We start from the raw sequence: 588 nt of genomic DNA on the forward strand, positions 1-588 counted from the left end.
CCTGACAGGTGTCGGCCATGCGTGTCAGACCAAGATTAATCCCATCCGCCAGGATCACCGTCAGCAGGGCGTTTTTGTCATCCGCGACACGGCTGGAACGGCGATGGGTAAAGCAGTCGGTGAAGCTGATCCAGCGGTCCACTTCCAGCAGAAGATCAGTAATCTTGATGCGTGGCAGCCGGTCGTAAGCCGCCCGCCTCAACTCTTCCACAGCAGGGGGTGTAATTGCTTTCAGAGGCGAAATCACAAGACCATGTGCATCAAGCCGGACCTGTGACAACTCGCCCTTCCTGGCAAGAGCCGTCACCCGGTTCAGCGCGGTTTCCAGCACTGCACGCCGTTGAGAAAGGAACGTGTCAGCCGTAGCATTGATCGCCAGAGGCAACGGTCCTTGCGCGCGCATCGCTGCAAACGTGGCTTCCGGAAGAAGGTAGGTGTCGAATGCGCGGTATTGGCGACTTTCCGTTACCCAGATGTCTCCGGCACGCAGACGCTCGCGCAGCTGGGTCAGAACACAGAGTTCGTAAGCCTGTCGTATGACTGTACCCTCTGGCCTGACACAGCTGTGCCAGGAAGGCGGAATGAAAC

1 protein-coding gene is annotated in these 588 nt (G+C 58.2%); it reads right to left on the reverse strand.

The features are described 5' to 3' along the window. Window positions 1-588, reverse strand: a 588-nt coding sequence (locus KP705_RS16285) for a Tn3 family transposase (RefSeq protein WP_215764999.1), incomplete at both ends; no start/stop codon positions are given.

The organism is Gluconobacter sp. P1D12_c, from assembly GCF_018812105.1.
Lineage (GTDB): Bacteria > Pseudomonadota > Alphaproteobacteria > Acetobacterales > Acetobacteraceae > Gluconobacter > Gluconobacter oxydans_A.